Source organism: Salmonella sp. 32010601201800023SM (genome assembly GCF_017572235.1).
Lineage (GTDB): Bacteria > Pseudomonadota > Gammaproteobacteria > Enterobacterales > Enterobacteriaceae > Salmonella > Salmonella enterica.
In genome coordinates this window covers 270,811-287,408 of the sequence record NZ_JAGEQS010000001.1, presented here as the reverse complement: position 1 = coordinate 287,408, position 16,598 = coordinate 270,811, and the positions used below count along the sequence as shown (strand labels likewise).

At 54.1% G+C, this 16,598-nt stretch carries 20 protein-coding genes; 16 read left to right on the top strand and 4 right to left on the bottom strand.

Annotated elements, in window-relative coordinates; translation table 11 throughout:
- The first annotated feature begins 210 nt into the window (after positions 1-210).
- The 14 genes from fliF to rcsA all read left to right on the top strand — a co-directional run bounded on the left by fliF (position 211) and on the right by rcsA (position 11,728).
- Positions 211-1,893: a flagellar basal-body MS-ring/collar protein FliF gene (gene fliF, locus J4617_RS01445; RefSeq protein ID WP_001276834.1), complete on the top strand. Its 1,683-nt coding sequence runs from the start codon at positions 211-213 to the stop codon at positions 1,891-1,893.
- Positions 1,886-2,881 carry a flagellar motor switch protein FliG gene (gene fliG, locus J4617_RS01440; RefSeq protein WP_000067735.1) on the top strand — a complete coding sequence of 332 codons (996 nt, stop codon included), beginning with the start codon at positions 1,886-1,888 and terminating at the stop codon, positions 2,879-2,881. The genes fliF and fliG overlap by 8 nt, the downstream gene beginning before the upstream one ends.
- Positions 2,874-3,581: a flagellar assembly protein FliH gene (gene fliH, locus J4617_RS01435; RefSeq protein ID WP_017465545.1), complete on the top strand. Its 708-nt coding sequence runs from the start codon at positions 2,874-2,876 to the stop codon at positions 3,579-3,581. The genes fliG and fliH overlap by 8 nt, the downstream gene beginning before the upstream one ends.
- Positions 3,581-4,951: a flagellar protein export ATPase FliI gene (gene fliI / locus J4617_RS01430; protein WP_000213257.1), complete on the top strand. Its 1,371-nt coding sequence runs from the start codon at positions 3,581-3,583 to the stop codon at positions 4,949-4,951. Before fliH ends, fliI begins: the two co-directional genes overlap by 1 nt.
- Positions 4,952-4,972: 21 nt before the next feature.
- Positions 4,973-5,416: a flagellar export protein FliJ gene (gene fliJ, locus J4617_RS01425; RefSeq protein ID WP_000046981.1), complete on the top strand. Its 444-nt coding sequence runs from the start codon at positions 4,973-4,975 to the stop codon at positions 5,414-5,416.
- On the top strand, positions 5,413-6,636 hold the full coding sequence (gene fliK / locus J4617_RS01420; protein ID WP_017465544.1) for a flagellar hook length control protein FliK: 1,224 nt from the start codon (positions 5,413-5,415) through the stop codon (positions 6,634-6,636). Before fliJ ends, fliK begins: the two co-directional genes overlap by 4 nt.
- A 104-nt stretch (positions 6,637-6,740) precedes the next feature.
- Positions 6,741-7,208, top strand: coding sequence for a flagellar basal body-associated protein FliL (gene fliL, locus J4617_RS01415; protein ID WP_000132169.1), 468 nt, complete (start codon positions 6,741-6,743; stop codon positions 7,206-7,208).
- A gap of 4 nt (positions 7,209-7,212) precedes the next feature.
- Positions 7,213-8,217, top strand: coding sequence for a flagellar motor switch protein FliM (gene fliM / locus J4617_RS01410; protein ID WP_000502811.1), 1,005 nt, complete (start codon positions 7,213-7,215; stop codon positions 8,215-8,217).
- Positions 8,214-8,627 (top strand): flagellar motor switch protein FliN, encoded by a 414-nt coding sequence (gene fliN, locus J4617_RS01405; protein WP_001282115.1) that lies wholly within the window; start codon positions 8,214-8,216, stop codon positions 8,625-8,627. The genes fliM and fliN overlap by 4 nt, the downstream gene beginning before the upstream one ends.
- Positions 8,627-9,004, top strand: a complete 378-nt coding sequence (fliO, locus tag J4617_RS01400) for a flagellar biosynthetic protein FliO (protein ID WP_000978276.1) — start codon at positions 8,627-8,629, stop codon at positions 9,002-9,004. The genes fliN and fliO overlap by 1 nt, the downstream gene beginning before the upstream one ends.
- Positions 9,004-9,741: a flagellar type III secretion system pore protein FliP gene (fliP, locus tag J4617_RS01395; protein WP_001253407.1), complete on the top strand. Its 738-nt coding sequence runs from the start codon at positions 9,004-9,006 to the stop codon at positions 9,739-9,741. The genes fliO and fliP overlap by 1 nt, the downstream gene beginning before the upstream one ends.
- Before the next feature lie 9 nt (positions 9,742-9,750).
- Positions 9,751-10,020, top strand: a complete 270-nt coding sequence (fliQ, locus tag J4617_RS01390) for a flagellar biosynthesis protein FliQ (RefSeq protein ID WP_000187354.1) — start codon at positions 9,751-9,753, stop codon at positions 10,018-10,020.
- Between the two features lie 8 nt (positions 10,021-10,028).
- Positions 10,029-10,823: a flagellar biosynthetic protein FliR gene (gene fliR, locus J4617_RS01385; protein ID WP_000616953.1), complete on the top strand. Its 795-nt coding sequence runs from the start codon at positions 10,029-10,031 to the stop codon at positions 10,821-10,823.
- 281 nt (positions 10,824-11,104) lie between these two features.
- Positions 11,105-11,728, top strand: coding sequence for a transcriptional regulator RcsA (gene rcsA / locus J4617_RS01380; RefSeq protein ID WP_000103971.1), 624 nt, complete (start codon positions 11,105-11,107; stop codon positions 11,726-11,728).
- 38 nt (positions 11,729-11,766) lie between these two features.
- On the opposite strand, the gene dsrB is transcribed toward rcsA, so the two are convergent.
- Positions 11,767-11,961: a protein DsrB gene (gene dsrB, locus J4617_RS01375; protein WP_000867218.1), complete on the bottom strand. Its 195-nt coding sequence runs from the start codon at positions 11,959-11,961 to the stop codon at positions 11,767-11,769.
- Positions 11,962-12,089: 128 nt separating this feature from the next.
- Between dsrB and yodD the strand changes: the two genes are divergently transcribed.
- The gene (yodD, locus tag J4617_RS01370; RefSeq protein WP_000844798.1) at positions 12,090-12,317 is read left to right on the top strand and encodes a YodD family peroxide/acid resistance protein; all 228 of its coding nucleotides are present in this window, start codon (positions 12,090-12,092) and stop codon (positions 12,315-12,317) included.
- Between the two features lie 309 nt (positions 12,318-12,626).
- Positions 12,627-13,442, top strand: coding sequence for a mannosyl-3-phosphoglycerate phosphatase-related protein (locus tag J4617_RS01365; RefSeq protein ID WP_000948794.1), 816 nt, complete (start codon positions 12,627-12,629; stop codon positions 13,440-13,442).
- Here the strand turns inward: J4617_RS01365 and dgcQ are convergent.
- From dgcQ to J4617_RS01350, 3 genes are all read right to left on the bottom strand, one after another.
- Entirely contained in the window at positions 13,421-15,133 is a 1,713-nt protein-coding gene (gene dgcQ / locus J4617_RS01360) for a cellulose biosynthesis regulator diguanylate cyclase DgcQ (RefSeq protein ID WP_001119828.1), read from the bottom strand. The genes J4617_RS01365 and dgcQ overlap by 22 nt on opposite strands.
- Before the next feature lie 164 nt (positions 15,134-15,297).
- Positions 15,298-15,483 (bottom strand): YodC family protein, encoded by a 186-nt coding sequence (locus J4617_RS01355; RefSeq protein ID WP_000232161.1) that lies wholly within the window; start codon positions 15,481-15,483, stop codon positions 15,298-15,300.
- A 76-nt stretch (positions 15,484-15,559) separates the two neighbouring features.
- Complete coding sequence (locus J4617_RS01350; RefSeq protein ID WP_085920526.1) at positions 15,560-16,477, bottom strand: DUF808 domain-containing protein; 918 nt, start codon at positions 16,475-16,477, stop codon at positions 15,560-15,562.
- Positions 16,478-16,598: the final 121 nt, after the last annotated feature.

The window sequence follows — 16,598 nt, the reverse complement described above, 5'->3', positions numbered from 1 at the left end:
CCCCTGGATGATTTTTTACGCAGCAGAGATTACCAGTTTGTCAATAAGATAAAGGCGTTAAATAACGATAAAAAACCTCGGTTTTTAGCGCATAGAAAAATTCGAAACCACAAATAATGAGACCGTCAATTTTTCGAGTTTGCTGACCCGGGAGTGAGTCTTGTTCCACTTTGCAAAAAACGCCGTCCACGATCAGTCACGAGGTGCGAGATGAGTGCGACTGCATCGACTGCAACCCAACCTAAACCTCTCGAGTGGCTTAATCGCCTACGCGCGAATCCCCGAATTCCGTTAATTGTGGCGGGTTCCGCTGCCGTGGCGATCGTCGTTGCGATGGTGCTGTGGGCCAAAACGCCCGATTACCGCACGCTATTTAGCAACCTTTCCGATCAGGACGGCGGCGCGATCGTCGCGCAGTTGACCCAGATGAATATCCCCTATCGCTTTGCCAATGGCAGCGGCGCGATTGAAGTGCCCGCCGACAAAGTGCATGAACTGCGTCTGCGTCTGGCGCAGCAGGGGCTGCCTAAAGGCGGCGCGGTAGGCTTTGAACTGCTTGATCAGGAAAAATTCGGTATCAGTCAGTTCAGCGAGCAGGTGAATTATCAGCGCGCACTGGAAGGTGAACTGGCCCGGACGATCGAGACGCTGGGTCCGGTAAAAAGCGCCCGCGTTCACCTGGCGATGCCAAAGCCGTCGCTATTTGTGCGGGAACAAAAATCCCCTTCCGCCTCCGTCACCGTCACACTGGAACCGGGTCGGGCGCTGGATGAAGGACAAATTAGCGCCGTGGTACATCTGGTTTCCAGCGCTGTCGCCGGTTTGCCGCCAGGAAACGTCACTCTGGTCGATCAATCCGGTCATCTGCTCACGCAATCCAATACCAGCGGTCGCGACCTTAATGACGCGCAATTAAAATTTGCTAATGATGTGGAAAGCCGCATCCAACGCCGTATCGAAGCCATTCTGTCGCCTATCGTCGGGAACGGTAATGTTCACGCTCAGGTAACCGCCCAGTTGGATTTTGCCAATAAAGAGCAGACGGAAGAGCACTACAGCCCGAACGGCGATGCGTCGAAGGCCACCCTGCGTTCACGTCAGTTGAATATTAGCGAACAGGTAGGCGCGGGCTATCCCGGCGGCGTGCCTGGCGCGCTGTCGAACCAACCAGCGCCGCCTAACGAGGCGCCGATCGCCACGCCGCCGACCAATCAACAAAACGCGCAGAATACGCCACAAACCAGCACCAGTACCAACAGTAACAGTGCTGGCCCGCGCAGTACACAGCGTAATGAAACCAGTAACTACGAAGTGGACCGCACCATTCGTCACACCAAAATGAATGTGGGCGATATTGAGCGTCTCTCCGTGGCCGTCGTGGTGAATTACAAAACGCTGGCGGATGGCAAACCGCTGCCATTAACCGCCGATCAAATGAAACAGATCGAGGATCTAACCCGTGAAGCGATGGGTTTTTCTGATAAACGCGGCGATACGCTAAATGTGGTGAATTCACCGTTTAGCGCAGTGGATAACACCGGCGGCGAACTGCCCTTCTGGCAACAGCAGTCCTTTATCGATCAGTTGCTCGCGGCAGGTCGCTGGTTGCTGGTGCTGGTGGTGGCCTGGATTCTGTGGCGCAAAGCGGTACGTCCGCAGTTGACGCGCCGCGTTGAAGAAGCGAAAGCGGCGCAGGAACAGGCGCAGGTTCGCCAGGAAACCGAAGAAGCCGTGGAAGTACGCCTTAGCAAAGACGAGCAGCTCCAGCAACGCCGGGCTAACCAGCGTCTGGGCGCTGAGGTGATGAGCCAGCGTATTCGCGAAATGTCAGACAACGATCCGCGCGTGGTGGCGCTGGTCATTCGCCAGTGGATGAGTAACGATCATGAGTAATCTTAGCGGTACCGATAAAAGCGTCATTTTGTTGATGACCATTGGCGAAGACCGGGCGGCAGAGGTGTTTAAACACCTCTCCACCCGCGAAGTACAGGCGTTAAGTACGGCGATGGCTAACGTGCGTCAGATCTCCAACAAACAACTGACGGACGTACTATCAGAGTTTGAGCAAGAAGCGGAGCAGTTCGCCGCGCTGAATATCAACGCCAACGAATACCTGCGCTCCGTACTGGTTAAAGCGCTGGGCGAAGAACGCGCCTCCAGCCTGCTGGAAGATATTCTGGAAACGCGCGATACCACCAGCGGTATCGAAACGCTCAACTTTATGGAACCGCAGAGTGCCGCCGACCTGATTCGCGACGAACACCCGCAGATTATCGCCACCATTCTGGTCCACCTCAAACGCAGTCAGGCCGCCGATATTCTGGCGCTGTTTGACGAGCGTCTGCGTCATGATGTGATGCTGCGTATCGCGACATTTGGCGGCGTACAGCCGGCGGCGCTGGCGGAATTGACCGAAGTGCTGAATGGCCTGCTCGACGGTCAGAACCTGAAACGCAGTAAAATGGGCGGCGTAAGAACCGCGGCGGAAATTATCAACCTGATGAAAACGCAGCAGGAAGAAGCGGTTATTACCGCTGTGCGCGAATTCGACGGCGAACTGGCGCAGAAAATCATCGACGAGATGTTCCTGTTCGAAAATCTGGTGGATGTGGACGATCGCAGTATCCAGCGTCTGTTGCAGGAAGTGGATTCCGAATCGCTGCTGATCGCTCTGAAAGGCGCCGAACCGCCATTACGCGAGAAGTTCCTGCGCAATATGTCCCAGCGCGCCGCCGATATCCTGCGCGACGACCTTGCCAACCGTGGCCCGGTTCGTCTGTCTCAGGTGGAAAACGAGCAGAAAGCGATTCTGCTTATTGTGCGTCGTCTGGCGGAAACCGGCGAAATGGTGATTGGCAGCGGCGAGGATACCTATGTCTAATGAATTGTCGTGGCAAGTCTGGACCCCCGACGATCTCGCCCCGCCGCCGGAGACGTTTGTGCCGGTTGAGGCTGATAACGTGACCTTGACAGACGATACGCCGGAGCCCGAACTCACTGCCGAACAGCAGCTGGAGCAGGAGCTGGCGCAGCTAAAAATACAGGCCCATGAACAAGGTTATAACGCCGGGCTGGCGGAGGGACGGCAAAAAGGACACGCGCAGGGATACCAGGAAGGGTTAGCGCAGGGGCTGGAGCAAGGACAAGCCCAGGCGCAGACGCAGCAGGCGCCGATTCATGCCCGTATGCAGCAGTTAGTGAGCGAGTTTCAGAACACACTTGACGCGCTCGATAGCGTTATCGCCTCACGGCTGATGCAAATGGCCCTGGAGGCTGCGCGTCAGGTCATCGGCCAAACGCCGGCGGTGGACAACTCGGCGCTGATTAAACAGATCCAACAACTGTTGCAGCAAGAGCCGCTCTTTAGCGGCAAGCCGCAGTTGCGCGTGCATCCGGACGACTTACAGCGGGTGGAAGAGATGCTGGGCGCCACGCTCAGTCTTCACGGATGGCGGTTGCGCGGGGACCCAACGTTGCATCACGGCGGGTGTAAAGTCTCTGCCGATGAGGGCGATCTGGACGCCAGCGTCGCTACTCGCTGGCAAGAGTTGTGTCGCCTGGCGGCGCCGGGAGTGCTCTGATGACCACGCGCCTGACCCGCTGGCTTACCGCGCTCGACAACTTTGAAGCCAAAATGGCGTTATTGCCGGCGGTGCGTCGTTATGGACGTTTAACCCGCGCCACTGGCCTGGTACTGGAGGCCACCGGTCTCCAGCTTCCGCTGGGCGCCACCTGCATTATTGAGCGCCAGGACGGCCCTGAAACCAAAGAGGTGGAATCGGAAGTCGTCGGTTTTAACGGCCAGCGTCTGTTTTTAATGCCGCTGGAAGAGGTCGAAGGCATTCTGCCCGGTGCCCGCGTTTACGCCCGTAACGGGCATGGCGACGGTCTGCAAAGCGGCAAACAGCTACCGCTCGGCCCGGCCCTGCTTGGTCGGGTGCTGGATGGCGGCGGTAAACCGCTCGACGGACTGCCTGCGCCGGATACGCTGGAAACCGGCGCGTTAATCACGCCGCCGTTTAACCCGCTACAGCGAACGCCAATCGAACATGTGCTGGATACCGGCGTACGCGCTATCAACGCGTTGTTAACCGTAGGGCGCGGTCAGCGTATGGGACTCTTTGCCGGTTCCGGCGTCGGTAAGTCGGTTCTGCTTGGCATGATGGCGCGCTACACGCGGGCGGACGTGATTGTCGTGGGACTTATCGGCGAACGTGGCCGCGAAGTTAAAGATTTTATCGAAAATATTCTCGGCCCCGACGGTCGCGCGCGTTCGGTGGTGATTGCCGCCCCGGCTGATGTTTCGCCGCTGCTGCGAATGCAGGGCGCCGCCTATGCCACCCGCATCGCCGAAGACTTTCGCGATCGCGGACAGCATGTGTTGCTGATTATGGATTCGCTGACGCGCTATGCGATGGCGCAGCGTGAAATTGCGCTGGCAATCGGCGAACCGCCAGCCACCAAAGGTTATCCGCCCTCAGTGTTCGCAAAGCTGCCGGCGCTGGTCGAGCGTGCCGGTAATGGCATCCATGGCGGCGGCTCTATCACCGCGTTTTATACCGTGTTGACCGAGGGGGACGACCAACAAGATCCCATTGCCGACTCGGCACGCGCAATCCTCGACGGGCACATTGTCTTGTCCCGCCGTCTGGCGGAGGCCGGGCACTATCCGGCCATTGATATCGAGGCGTCAATCAGCCGGGCGATGACCGCGCTCATTACCGAGCAGCACTATGCGCGGGTACGGCTATTTAAACAGTTGCTTTCCAGTTTCCAGCGTAACCGCGATCTGGTCAGCGTCGGCGCCTATGCCAAAGGCAGCGATCCGATGCTCGATAAAGCCATTACCTTATGGCCGCAACTGGAAGCGTTTTTACAGCAAGGCATTTTTGAACGGGCCGACTGGGAAGACTCTCTGCAGGCGCTCGATTTAATTTTCCCGACGGTGTGATAAAGCAGGAGGGCGACGATCATGGCACAACATGGCGCTCTGGAAACACTCAAAGATCTGGCCGAAAAAGAGGTAGATGACGCGGCGCGTTTACTGGGCGAAATGCGTCGCGGCTGCCAACAGGCGGAAGAACAGCTCAAAATGCTGATCGATTATCAGAATGAGTATCGCAGTAATTTGAACACCGATATGGGCAACGGCATCGCCAGTAATCGCTGGATCAACTATCAGCAGTTTATTCAGACACTGGAAAAGGCGATAGAGCAGCATCGCCTCCAGCTTACGCAGTGGACGCAAAAAGTCGACCTGGCGCTGAAGAGCTGGCGTGAGAAAAAGCAGCGACTTCAGGCCTGGCAAACCTTACAGGACCGACAAACCGCGGCAGCGCTGTTAGCTGAAAACCGCATGGATCAGAAAAAGATGGATGAATTTGCTCAGCGTGCAGCAATGAGGAAACCCGAATGATCACCCTGCCCCAACTGATCACCACCGATACCGACATGACCGCGGGTCTGACGTCAGGAAAAACCACCGGTTCAGCCGAGGACTTTCTGGCGCTCCTGGCGGGCGCGTTAGGCGCAGACGGCGCACAGGGCAAAGACGCCCGCATCACGCTGGCCGATTTACAGGCGGCAGGCGGCAAGTTATCGAAAGAGCTACTGACCCAACATGGCGAGCCAGTCCAGGCGGTGAAGCTTGCCGACCTGCTGGCGCAAAAAGCGAATGCGACGGATGAAACGCTTACCGATCTGACACAAGCGCAGCATCTACTGTCTACGCTAACGCCATCGTTGAAAACCAGCGCTCTGGCCGCACTGAGTAAGACGGCGCAGCATGATGAGAAAACGCCCGCGCTGAGCGATGAGGATCTTGCCAGTCTGAGCGCCTTATTCGCCATGCTGCCCGGACAACCTGTCGCGACGCCTGTCGCCGGAGAAACGCCGGCTGAAAATCACATCGCCTTGCCGTCACTGTTACGCGGCGACATGCCATCGGCGCCGCAGGAAGAGACACATACGCTCTCTTTTAGCGAGCATGAAAAAGGGAAAACCGAGGCGTCGCTTGCGCGCGCCAGCGACGATCGCGCCACGGGGCCAGCACTGACGCCGCTGGTAGTCGCTGCCGCCGCGACCAGCGCGAAAGTGGAGGTGGATAGCCCGCCCGCGCCAGTAACGCATGGCGCGGCAATGCCGACGCTCAGCAGCGCCACGGCGCAACCGCAACCGCTACCTGTCGCCTCAGCCCCGGTACTCAGCGCGCCGTTAGGCAGCCATGAATGGCAGCAAACGTTCAGTCAGCAGGTCATGTTATTTACGCGTCAGGGACAGCAAAGCGCGCAGCTTCGATTGCATCCGGAAGAGTTAGGTCAGGTGCATATTTCGCTCAAGCTGGATGACAATCAGGCGCAGCTCCAGATGGTATCGCCGCACAGCCATGTCCGCGCCGCGCTGGAAGCCGCCCTGCCCATGTTGCGCACCCAGTTGGCGGAAAGCGGCATTCAGTTGGGACAAAGCAGTATCAGTAGCGAAAGCTTTGCCGGACAGCAGCAGTCTTCGTCGCAACAACAGTCTTCCCGCGCCCAACACACGGACGCGTTTGGCGCTGAAGATGACATAGCGTTAGCGGCGCCGGCCTCGCTTCAGGCCGCCGCGCGCGGCAATGGCGCAGTGGATATCTTCGCCTAACGCCAGAGGTAGCATGATTATCCGCGTCTTTTCCACGCTTTGTCGTGGACAGGACACGGGATAATCAGCCAATAAGCAGTACCGAAACAGGAAGCCCGTATCAGATGACTGACTCCGCGATTAACAAAAAGAGCAAACGCTCGATTTGGATACCTTTGCTGGTGTTGATTACCCTCGCCGCCTGCGCGACCGCCGGTTATAGCTACTGGCGTATGCAGCAGCAACCGACCACGAACGCTAAAGCGGAACCGGCTCCGCCGCCCGCGCCGGTATTTTTTGCGCTGGATACGTTTACCGTCAATCTGGGCGATGCGGATCGCGTGTTGTATATCGGCGTGACCCTGCGTCTGAAAGACGAAGCGACGCGCGCACGATTAAATGAATATCTGCCGGAAGTGCGCAGCCGTCTGCTGCTGTTGTTTTCCCGTCAGAATGCCGCCGAGCTCTCAACAGAAGCTGGCAAACAAAAACTGATTGCCGCCATTAAAGAGACGCTGGCCGCGCCGCTCGTTGCCGGACAACCAAAACAGGTCGTCACTGACGTGCTTTATACAGCTTTTATTCTGCGGTAACGATATGGGCGATAGTATTCTTTCTCAGGCTGAAATCGATGCGCTGTTGAACGGCGACAGCGACACCAAAGACGAACCCACTCCCGGTATCGCAAGCGATAGCGATATTCGCCCTTACGATCCCAATACCCAGCGTCGCGTCGTGCGTGAACGCTTGCAGGCGCTGGAGATTATTAACGAGCGTTTCGCACGCCAGTTCCGGATGGGATTATTTAACCTGCTGCGCCGCAGCCCGGATATTACCGTGGGCGCCATACGTATTCAGCCGTATCACGAATTTGCGCGTAACCTGCCGGTACCGACTAACCTGAACCTGATCCACCTGAAGCCGCTACGCGGCACCGGGCTGGTGGTGTTCTCGCCGAGTCTGGTGTTTATTGCCGTCGATAACTTGTTCGGCGGCGACGGTCGTTTTCCGACCAAAGTCGAGGGCCGCGAGTTTACCCATACGGAACAGCGTGTCATCAACCGTATGCTGAAACTGGCGCTGGAAGGCTATAGCGACGCATGGAAAGCCATTAATCCGCTGGAAGTGGAGTATGTGCGTTCCGAAATGCAGGTGAAATTTACCAATATCACCACCTCGCCGAACGATATCGTCGTCAATACGCCGTTTCATGTGGAGATCGGCAATCTGACCGGTGAATTTAACATCTGTCTGCCATTTAGCATGATCGAGCCGCTGCGTGAGCTGTTGGTGAATCCGCCGCTGGAAAACTCGCGCCATGAAGATCAGAACTGGCGTGATAACCTGGTACGCCAGGTTCAGCACTCTGAACTGGAGCTGGTGGCCAATTTTGCCGATATTCCGTTACGTCTTTCCCAGATTTTGAAGCTGAAACCCGGCGATGTACTGCCGATTGAAAAACCCGACCGCATTATTGCTCATGTGGACGGCGTTCCGGTACTCACCAGCCAATATGGCACCGTAAACGGACAGTATGCGCTACGCGTAGAACATTTGATCAACCCAATTTTGAATTCGCTGAATGAGGAACAGCCCAAATGAGTGACATGAATAATCCGTCCGATGAGAATACTGGCGCATTGGATGATCTGTGGGCTGACGCGTTAAACGAGCAAAAAGCGACCACCACTAAAAGCGCCGCCGACGCGGTTTTCCAACAGCTTGGCGGCGGCGATGTCAGCGGTGCTATGCAGGATATCGATCTGATTATGGATATCCCGGTCAAACTGACCGTAGAGCTGGGCCGCACGCGAATGACCATTAAAGAACTGTTGCGTCTGACGCAGGGGTCGGTCGTCGCGCTGGACGGGCTGGCGGGCGAGCCGCTGGATATCCTGATTAATGGCTACCTGATTGCCCAGGGTGAAGTGGTCGTCGTGGCGGATAAATACGGCGTACGTATCACCGATATTATTACGCCATCCGAGCGTATGCGTCGTTTGAGTCGTTAATGATGAAGACAGAAGCCACGGTTTCTCAGCCCACCGCGCCAGCCGGATCGCCGCTCATGCAGGTGAGCGGCGCATTAATTGGCATTATTGCGCTCATTCTGGCGGCGGCCTGGGTGATTAAGCGTATGGGATTCGCGCCCAAAGGAAATAGCGTCCGGGGACTGAAGGTGTCAGCCAGCGCCTCGCTTGGCCCGCGCGAACGCGTGGTGATTGTCGAGGTCGAAAATGCGCGCCTGGTACTGGGCGTGACCGCCTCGCAGATCAACCTGCTGCACACCCTGCCGCCCGCGGAGAATGACACGGAAGCACCCGTTGCCCCACCGGCGGATTTCCAGAACATGATGAAGAGCTTACTCAAGCGTTCCGGGAGATCCTGATGCGCCGTTTGTTATTCCTTTCTCTGGCGGGTCTGTGGTTTTTTAGCCCCGCCGCCGCTGCGCAACTGCCGGGGCTTATCAGCCAACCATTAGCGGGCGGAGGCCAAAGCTGGTCATTATCCGTCCAGACGCTGGTTTTCATCACCTCGCTGACGTTTCTGCCAGCGATTTTACTGATGATGACGAGCTTCACGCGTATCATCATTGTTTTTGGCCTGTTGCGTAACGCGCTGGGCACGCCCTCGGCACCGCCAAATCAGGTGTTACTCGGACTGGCGTTGTTTTTGACCTTTTTTATTATGTCGCCCGTCATTGACAAGATTTACGTGGATGCTTACCAGCCGTTTAGCGAGCAGAAAATTTCTATGCAGGAAGCGCTGGATAAAGGCGCGCAACCGTTACGCGCGTTCATGCTGCGCCAAACCCGCGAAGCCGATCTGGCGCTGTTTGCCCGTCTGGCCAATAGCGGTCCGTTACAGGGACCGGAAGCAGTACCGATGCGTATCCTCCTGCCCGCTTATGTCACCAGCGAATTAAAGACGGCGTTTCAGATCGGTTTTACGATTTTCATCCCTTTTTTGATTATCGACCTGGTGATCGCCAGCGTATTGATGGCGTTAGGGATGATGATGGTGCCGCCAGCGACAATCGCCCTGCCGTTTAAGCTGATGCTGTTTGTGCTGGTCGATGGTTGGCAATTGCTTGTGGGGTCGCTGGCCCAAAGCTTTTACAGTTAGAGGCGCAAAATGACTCCTGAATCCGTCATGATGATGGGGACCGAGGCGATGAAAGTCGCTCTCGCCCTGGCTGCGCCGCTGTTACTCGTCGCGCTGATTACCGGCCTCATTATCAGTATTTTGCAGGCCGCGACTCAGATTAATGAAATGACGCTGTCGTTTATCCCTAAAATCGTCGCGGTATTCATCGCAATTATCATTGCCGGCCCGTGGATGCTCAACCTGCTGCTGGACTACGTACGCACTCTGTTCAGCAATTTACCTTATATCATCGGATAAACAGAACGATGATACAGGTTACAAGCGAGCAATGGCTATACTGGCTGCATCTCTATTTCTGGCCTTTGCTGCGCGTACTGGCGCTGATTTCAACGGCACCCATTCTCAGCGAGCGCGCTATTCCCAAGCGGGTAAAACTGGGGTTGGGAATAATGATTACCCTCGTTATCGCGCCGTCGCTACCGGCAAACGATACGCCGCTTTTTTCTATTGCCGCCTTATGGCTGGCGATGCAACAAATTCTGATCGGTATTGCGCTGGGATTTACCATGCAATTCGCCTTTGCGGCGGTGCGTACCGCAGGTGAGTTTATCGGTCTGCAAATGGGGCTTTCCTTTGCCACCTTCGTCGACCCAGGCAGCCACCTGAATATGCCGGTTCTGGCGCGTATTATGGATATGCTCGCCATGCTACTATTTCTCACCTTTAATGGCCATTTATGGCTTATTTCGCTGTTGGTCGATACCTTCCACACTCTGCCCATCGGTAGTAACCCGGTGAACAGTAATGCATTTATGGCGCTCGCCAGGGCCGGAGGGCTCATTTTCTTAAACGGACTAATGCTGGCATTGCCGGTCATTACCCTCCTGCTTACGCTCAACCTGGCGCTGGGGCTATTAAACCGCATGGCGCCGCAGCTCTCGATATTTGTTATCGGTTTCCCGCTTACCCTCACCGTCGGCATTATGCTGATGGCCGCGCTAATGCCATTAATTGCGCCGTTTTGCGAACATTTATTCAGCGAAATTTTCAATTTGCTTGCTGATATTGTTAGCGAGATGCCGATAAATAATAACCCATAATTTTTATCCTGTTTTACTAAGGTTTATCCGAAAATAAATTTTAAAAAACATTCACCAGGATATATCCGCTGCCCCTTATTTGTTTTTACTTCACTCACATAACGCAACATTCACTTTACTTTAAGATGATTCCTGGCAAATTATATGTAACTTTACGGGATAGTAAGTTCGCCTGAAAAACCGCGTAAGCGTTGTCTAAGGTGACTATTCGTGTTCCGTCTGATTATGGTGAGTTATTCAGGTAAGGGGAATTATCGTTACGCATTGAGTGAGGGTATGCCATGTCAACGATTATTATGGATTTATGCAGTTACACCCGGCTAGGGTTAAGCGGGTATCTGGTCAGCAGAGGGGTGAAAAAAAGGGAAATCAACGACATCGAAACCGTTGACGAACTCGCTATCGCTTGTGGCGCGCATCAGCCTTCGGTGGTGTTTATTAATGAGGACTGTTTCATTCATACGCCTTCAGACAGTCAACAAATAAAGCAAATCATTAATCAACATCCTGACACGTTATTTATTGTTTTTATGGCAATTGCTAATGTGCATTTTGATGAATATTTATTAGTAAGAAAAAACTTATTGATTAGCTCGAAATCGATTAAACCTGACTCGCTGGATACCATTCTTGGCGATATTCTGAAAAAAGAGTCGGGTATTTCAGGAACCATAAATTTACCAACATTGTCGTTAAGTCGAACTGAATCCAGCATGTTGCGAATGTGGATGGAAGGTCAGGGAACCATTCAGATTTCTGACAGAATGAATATTAAAGCAAAAACAGTATCCTCCCATAAGGGGAATATAAAAAGAAAGATAAAAACGCATAATAAACAAGTGATCTATCACGTAGTGCGGCTGACAGATAACGTCACTAACGGCATTTTTGTTAACATGCGCTGAGAAATCCGGACTGGCAATGTACCTCCAGTCCGGCTCAATTAGTCCTGCTCCGCCTTCTCGACAAAAATACCATCCTGGTGACCTGACTCATTGAAGAACCAGATGCCGAGCGGGTAATCCTCCAGCGAAACCAGGTACATTGTGCCTTCACTAAATTCTTCCACTGCCAGTACCACACCCGGTCGGCGGGGACCGCCGTCCGTTTTAACGGTTACCCGATCATTCACCTTCATCATTTTCCTCCTGTCGCTTTGTGCCAGTGTAGAACAATTTTCTGCGTCTGACAGCGCCTTGCCGGCGTGTTTGCTGGTTTTCTCAACGGTCTATACTTAGGCTGTCAGGAACCCGTGAGGTAGTGAAGATGAAAACGGCAAAAGAGTACAGTGATACGGCCAAGCGCGAAGTGAGCGTCGATGTAGATGCGCTACTGGCGGCCATCAATGAAATCAGCGAAAGCGAGGTTCACCGTAGCCAGGAAGATCCTGAGCGGGTGAGCGTAGACGGACGGGAATATCATACATGGCATGAATTAGCTGAAGCATTCGAGCTAGATATTCATGATTTTAGTGTAACAGAAGTAAACCGTTAAAAATGGCCGAAAAAAATCCCGGCCCTACGGGTCGGGATCAAACTTGCTTATGCAAGAAGCACTTGAAAATTCGTTACACCAGGAAATCTGATGTGAGATTTACCTTATCTGCAATTTTTTTGCATGACAAGTAAATATTTTTTACATGAATGATTAAGCACGCTAATAGTTCGGTAGCAAAAGTGTGACAACGCATGTGCTGCCTGGAAGCGACGGGATCGGTTCCAGTTAGCGTTCGACTTCTTTCGGGTGTGCTTTAGGACTTTTCCTGGAAATAAGCCCGCCGTTGCAACGGAAAATGAGGAAAAAATGCTCTCAATCCATGACCCCTTGCTGATTTTTACCGATCTGGACGGCACATTGCTGAACAGCCACACGTTTGAGTGGCAGCCCGCGGCCCCCTGGCTTACACGCCTGCATGAAAGCGGCGTGCCCGTGATCCTCTGTAGCAGTAAAACCGCGGCTGAAATGCTCCAGCTCCAGACGACGTTAAATCTACAGGGACTGCCGCTGATTGCGGAAAACGGCGCGGTGATCCAACTGGACGTTCATTGGGAAGACCATCCCAACTATCCCCGCCTGATAGCCGGTATTTCTCACAACGAAATCCGCCTCGTCCTGCATAAATTGCGTGAAAAGGAACAGTTTAAGTTCACCACGTTTGATGACGTTGACGATCAGGTGATAAGCGAATGGACGGGCCTAAACCGGGCACAGTCTGCCCTAACCCGTCTGCATGAAGCGTCGGTGTCGCTGATCTGGCGCGATAGCGATGAACGCATGGCGCAGTTTGTCGCCCGTTTAAATGACCTGGGACTGCAATTTGTCCATGGCGCCCGTTTCTGGCATGTGCTGGACGCCTCCGCCGGTAAAGATCAGGCTGCCAACTGGCTGATTGAAGCATATCGTCGGCAGTGGCGCGCGCGTCCTCTGACGTTGGGACTGGGAGACGGCCCCAATGATGCGCCCTTACTGGATGTAATGGATTATGCGGTTGTCGTTAAAGGGCTAAACCGGGAGGGCGTACATTTGCGTAACGACGATCCTCAGCGCGTCTACCGTAGCCAGAACGAAGGGCCGGATGGCTGGCGCGAAGGAATGGACTATTTCTTTTCCCGCTCCTGAGTCGCGTCGCTGGCGCAAATACGGTTACGTCCGGACTGTTTGGCGTAATAAAGCCGTTTGTCGGCCAGCGACTGCAACTGCTCAAAATCATAGTCGCCGTATTCCTCCGCGCTACTGATCCCCATTGACGCGCTGATACGAAGCGTCGTGCTTTTCGTCACCAGAATCTCTTTGTCATTAATGCGCTGGCGTATGCGTTCGGCAATCTGCAGCGCCTGCGCTTTCGTCGCGCCGGGCAGCACGATACAAAACTCTTCGCCCCCTACCCGTCCGGCGATGTCGTGCGCTCGAATGGTGCTGCCAATGAGCCCAGCGGCATGGGACAACACGCGATCGCCTGCCTGATGACCAAAGCGATCATTAACGCTTTTAAAATAATCTAAATCCAGCTGTATCACAGAAAATGGCTGGCGGGCTTCCCGGTAGCGCTTTGCCAGCCTGGACGCTTTTTCAAACAGCGCGCCACGGTTATATAGCCGGGTCAGCGGATCGTGCCATGCCTGCCATTGCAGCGAATTTTGCAGAACAAACATGTTTTTGACCATATGTCGAATAACGCCCCAGGAGATCAACAGCATCGCCGTAAAAAGCACCCATAACAGCGTCAGCGCGATACTAATACTGCCAAAATTCCCTTGTATGCCTTCACGTAATGTATGCACGCGCAGCAGGACGCCATCAAAATGATCCAGCCGCTCCCAGCTTACATAATGCGTTCCTAAACGCAGCCCGCCCAGGGTATCTTTTTCTATTTCACGCGCCAGTAAGGCGCGCTCACGGTCATTTAACGTATTCGCGGTTTGTTGTTCCGGCGCGGAGTCCGTCAACAAACGGAGATGGTTATCGTATAGCTGATATTCCCCTTCAATATCCTTTTCGGCCGCATCGCGCAGGAACCGCTGTAATGACGCGACGGGAATATCCATTGCCAGTACGCCATACCAGTAATTATCGTGATCCAGCGGTAGACTGGCTGTCACTTTTTTCTGCTCGTCAGCAACATAGGGCTGTGCGGAGGTAAACCACCGCACGCCGCGCTGTGGGTTACGCCGTTGGCTTTGCTCGATAAACCAGGGCTGGGTCACGTACTGATAGTAACGGGAGACAATATCGCTACCGTACGCCGTAGGGAGAGTTGAGAGGTAAAACCCTGAGCGAGAAACATACATCGTCTCCAGCGTCAGCATGGCGGATGAGCGAGCCAGACGCGCCAGATACCCTAACTCCAGAGTGGCGGTTAATTCATTTGCCAGGTCACGACTCTCCCGCGAAAGAAGCGTCGTCCGGGCGACAAATTGATCGGAAACGCCATATAACGGCAATGTCCGCCGCTTATCCAACTCCAGTTGCCAGAAATGTCTGACGCGTCGTTGCTCAAACTGCGTCACCGCGCTTTGCAATGCGGAAAAAGCCAGCGGCGCCACCAGCGCTTCATGCATACCATTGCGTAAAAAGATCAACCTGTCCATGTTGAATTGCAGTTGGCGGTCAAGGACATTCGCGACGCTCCCCAGATGATTGCGCTGACTGGCGACATACGCGTCTTTCAGTATCATCACTTCCCGCCAGGTAAGTAGCGTCGAGAACAGCATCACGATCAGAAAACAGGTGTTGACGACATGACCGGGACCAAAACGCCGCGCCAGCTTTTTAAACCAGCCTTGATTGTCTAACAGTGTTTCGTGCGGCACCCTGGTAACTCCTGGTTATTGATACAACGCCCCCTGATGGCTTACGGTAGCCAGACCTCATCAAGGGATACCACTCAATCCTGGCATAACCAGGTAGCAGCATGTCGCAGCGCGACGACTCTTTTTCTCCACAGCAAAACGCCCGGCATTAACCGGGCGTTTTGTCATCGGGCTTCGTCCCGCACGCGCCTTTCCTTGCCTGGCACGAGCTCATTCTCATGGAATGCCTCCCGCTTTACGCCAAAACCATCATACCAGCGACACTCTACCATTCCGCTGGAATAACCGGTGACGATCATCCGGGGCCCACCCTCTTTCACGGTAACTTCCTCACTGACAGAAAAGACCATACCTGCCTCCTGTATCAGATGAAACGTTTTCACCTTAGACGAGGATGGACAATTTTGCATAATTCATTGTAGAAAATCAGTGCGAAACACCGCGAATTTTCGCCACACCTTTCACCAGCGCCACCACAATGGCGCCGATAATAAAGCCGAGCACCAGATTCAGCCCCGCAGGGATCGTATGCGCCATGAAAGCCCCCTGCTGCTGCGCAAAATGTTCAATGGCATGGTGTAGCGGCGCAATACCGTGTACGACAATTCCGCCGCCAACCAGAAACATCGCCAGCGTACCGACAATGGATAATGCTTTCATTAACCAGGGCGCGATAATCAGTAATCCTTTACCGACGCCCTGCGCCAGCACGCTACGCTTTTCCGCCAGCCAGTACCCCATATCATCCAGTTTGACAATAATACCCACCAGGCCATACACGCCAATAGTCACAACCAACGCAATCCCCGCCAGTACCAACACCTGATTAAGCAGCGGCGCCTGCGCGACAATCCCCAGGGTAATGGCCACAATTTCAGCGGACAGAATGAAATCGGTACGGACCGCCCCTTTTACTTTATCTTTTTCAAAGGCCAAAGGATCTTGCGCAGCCAGCGCCTCAAGACGTTTTTGCCGCTCCGCCGGGTCTTCTTTGTGTTTTCGCGCCTCAAAGGTATGCAGGACTTTTTCTACCCCTTCAAAGCAGAGAAACGCGCCGCCTAACATTAATAAAGGCGTAATGGCCCACGGGATAAATGCGCTTATCAACAGCGCCAACGGCACCAGAATAACCTTGTTGATTAATGATCCTTTCGCCACGCTCCATACCACTGGCAGCTCGCGATTAGCGCGAACGCCGGTCACCTGCTGCGCATTGAGCGACAGGTCATCCCCCAGTACGCCCGCGGTTTTTTTCGCGGCCAATTTGCCCATTACCGAAATATCGTCCAGCAGCGTGGCGATATCGTCGAGTAATGTCAGTAAGCTACTTCCTGCCAAAATGATTTCCTCGGTCTTTTCTTCTAAGACGTTAAGTATGTAGCAAAATGCGTAATGCCGAAACCGGCGGCGCGGGTCAACGCCTTTTTATTCCAAAAGGACAATTATAATGCTCGCCAGCATAATA